Origin of the sequence: Nocardioides sp. (genome assembly GCF_034670285.1) — a bacterium.
In the GTDB taxonomy this organism is placed as follows: domain Bacteria; phylum Actinomycetota; class Actinomycetes; order Propionibacteriales; family Nocardioidaceae; genus Nocardioides.
The window spans coordinates 1-3,278 of the sequence record NZ_JAXMNS010000406.1; the positions used below are offsets into that span (position 1 = coordinate 1).

The 3,278-nt window shown below is 72.0% G+C and carries 2 protein-coding genes; both read left to right on the forward strand.

Going from position 1 to position 3,278, the window contains the following annotated elements:
* Positions 1–1,009, forward strand: a 1,009-nt coding sequence (locus VOI19_RS16695; protein ID WP_323794087.1) for an NADP-dependent isocitrate dehydrogenase, incomplete at its 5' end; no start/stop codon positions are given.
* 59 nt (positions 1,010–1,068) lie between these two features.
* Positions 1,069–3,278 (forward strand): ABC transporter ATP-binding protein (locus VOI19_RS16700; protein ID WP_323794088.1); only part of this gene is annotated, 2,210 nt, incomplete at its 3' end.

Below are 3,278 nucleotides of genomic sequence, written 5' to 3' on the forward strand. Positions count from 1 at the left end.
CTCGGTGCCGAACGTCGGCCTGATGGCCAAGGCGGCCGAGGAGTACGGCTCGCACGACAAGACCTTCGAGATGCCGGCCGCCGGCACCGTCGAGGTCCGCAACGCCGCCGGTGACGTGCTCATGTCGCACACCGTCGAGCCCGGCGACATCTGGCGCGCCTGCCAGACCAAGGACGCCCCGATCCGCGACTGGGTCAAGCTCGCCGTCACCCGCGCGCGCGCCTCGCAGACGCCCGCGATCTTCTGGCTCGACGAGAACCGCGCCCACGACGCCAACCTGATCGGCCTGGTGAAGAAGTACCTCGCCGACCATGACACCGATGGTCTGACCATCGAGATCATGGCGCCCGCCGCGGCCTGCGCCTACTCCCTCGAGCGCATCCGCAAGGGCGAGGACACCATCTCGGTGACCGGCAACGTGCTGCGCGACTACAACACCGACCTGTTCCCGATCCTCGAGGTCGGCACGTCGGCCAAGATGCTCTCGATCGTGCCGCTGATGAACGGCGGTGGCCTCTTCGAGACCGGCGCCGGCGGGTCGGCCCCCAAGCACGTGCAGCAGCTCGTCAACGAGAACTACCTGCGCTGGGACAGCCTGGGTGAGTTCTTCGCCCTCGCCGCCTCCTTCGAGCACCTCGCCGGCTACGCCGACAACAAGGGTGCCCAGGTCCTGGCCGACACGCTCGACGCCGCGACCGCGACCTTCCTGCTCGAGGACAAGTCGCCGACGCGCAAGATCGGCGGCATCGACAACCGCGGCTCGCACTTCTACCTGGCGATGTACTGGGCCCAGGAGATCGCTGCGCAGACCGAGGACGCCGACCTGGCTGCTGTCTTCAAGCCGTTCGCCGAGAAGCTGACGGCCGCCGAGGAGACCATCGTCGGCGAGCTCAACGGCGTGCAGGGCGACGCCACCGACATCGGGGGCTACTACCGCCCCGACGACGCCAAGGCCGAGGCCGTCATGCGGCCGTCCACCACCCTCAACGAGGCCCTCGCGGCCCTGTGACCAAGGGCGGCGAATAACGAGAGGCGCGACGCGGCTCCGGCCGCGTAGCGTTCCTCTCGATGATCACCACCGAACAGAGCTCCACCGCGATCGACCCGTCCTCGTACCTCGAGGACGGGTCGGTCGTGCGTTCGAACCCGCCCGACCCGGAGCGCCAGATCACCTGGCACCGCCTGCGCGGTGCGTCCACCGTGGTGGCCCTCACGGCTTCCGCGATCGGCGCGCTCGGAGTGGTGCTCGGCACCGTCGTCGCCGGCCGCCTCGCCGAGGACCCCACCGAGGCACTGGTCTGGCTCCTCGCGCTGTGCGTCGTCGGTGCCGCCGTCCTCGACACCGTCGGGCGCACCATCTGGGCCGCGATCTGCGACCGCGCCGAGGGCACGCTGCGCGCCGACCTGCTCAGCGCCGCCCTGCACCAGCCGCTCGCCCAGCTCTCCGAGCAGGCCGTCGGCGAGGTGCTCGACCGGGTGGACGACGACACCTGGGAGGTCGGCAGCCTGGTGCGTCGTCAGGTGTGGGAGGTGCTGCGCACCGTCTTCGCCACGCTGCCGATGTGGATCGTCGCCGGACTCACCTGGTGGCCGGCCTGGATCCTCTTTCCGGCCTTCGGCGTGGCTGCGGTCGCCGTCGTGCGCCCGCTGCTCCCCGAGATCGCCACGCGCAAGATCGAGGAGGAGATCGCCTGGACCGACCACGCCGCGGCGCTGGAGGAGGGCATCGCCGGCCGCGACGACCTGCGCACGAGCCTCGGCCAGGCCCACGTCGTACGACGTCTGGCCCAGCTGTCGGCGCGGGTCCACGAGCTCTTCGACCGCGTCCTGGTGCTCGAGGTGCAGGTGACCCGTCGCGCCGGTGTGCTGCTGCACGCCCTGCTCGCCGGCGTCGCTGTCTCGGGCGTGGCGCTGGTGATGTCGGACAACCTGTCGGTGGCGCGCCTGGTCACCCTGTTCCTGGTGACGTCCACCTTCGTCGGACAGATCAACCACCTCACCCAGTGGCTGCCCGACCTCCAGGCCGGCCTCGGCGCGATCATGCGCCTGCGCCAGCTGCTCGAGACGGTGCCCGAGCCGAAGGGTGGCCTCCCGCTCCCCGAGGGCCCGCTGAGCCTCGAGCTGCGCGACCTCCACTTCTCCTACGAGCAGGGCACGTTCGCCCTGCACGAGGTCGACCTGATGGTCCCGGCCGGGCGCACCTGCGCGCTGGTCGGGCGCACCGGCTCCGGCAAGTCGACGCTGGCCTCCCTGGTCTCGCGGGCCGTCGAGCCCGAGCGAGGCTCGGTGCTGCTGGGCGGGGTCGACGTCCTCGACCTCGACCTCCAGCAGCTGCGCGCAGCCGTGGGCGTCGTGACGCAGCGCACCGAGATCCTCGCCGGCACGCTCGCCGAGAACATCGCGCTCTTCGCCGACCTGCCCCGCGAGCGGGTCGAGGACGCGGTCAGCGAGCTCGGTCTCGACTCCTGGGCCGCCGGGCTGCCCGAAGGCCTCGACACGCTGCTGGGGCCGGGCGGCACGACGCTGTCGGCGGGGGAGGCCCAGCTGGTCTCGTTCGCCCGACTGCTGGTGCGTGACGTCTCGGTCGTCGTCCTCGACGAGGCGACTGCACGCATGGACCCGCTCACCGAGGCGCTGGTCGTGCGCGCCGCCGACCGGTTGCTCACCGGGCGCACCGGTGTCCTGATCGCGCACCGGCTCTCCACCACCGCCCGCGCCGACACGGTCGCGGTGCTCGAGGCCGGCACCGTCATCCAGCAGGGCCCGCGCGCCACGCTGGTCGTCGTCGACGGCCCCTTCCGCACGCTGCTGCAGGCGAGCGTCGACGTCGAGCGCCTCGACGACTCCGGCGAGCAGGAGCCGGACCCGCGGGCGGACGGCGCCGAGATCACGCAGGTCGGCGGCACCCGTCGTACCGGCCCCGCACCGGCGGTCCCCGAGGCCGCTCCGTCCTCGAGCCTGTCGCGCGGCATCGTCAAGTCGCTGCTGATCCACCCCTCGTGGGGGCTGCTGTCGGTCGCCTTCTTCGTCGCCACCTCCCTGGTCGGCGCGTTCGGCGCGATCACCGGCTTCGTGTGGGGGCGCCTGGTCGAGGACCTCAAGGCCGGCGGCGAGCCCTGGGGCTACGCGGTGGCGCTGGTCGTGTGCCTGCTCGCCGCACCGTTCGTGCTGGCCTCGGCGATCAGGCGCTACCCGCGTTGGTGGATCGCGGTCATGCTGCGCGTGCGGACGGCGGTGCTCACCGGCCAGACCGAGCAGCACCGCCTGGGCCGCACGCC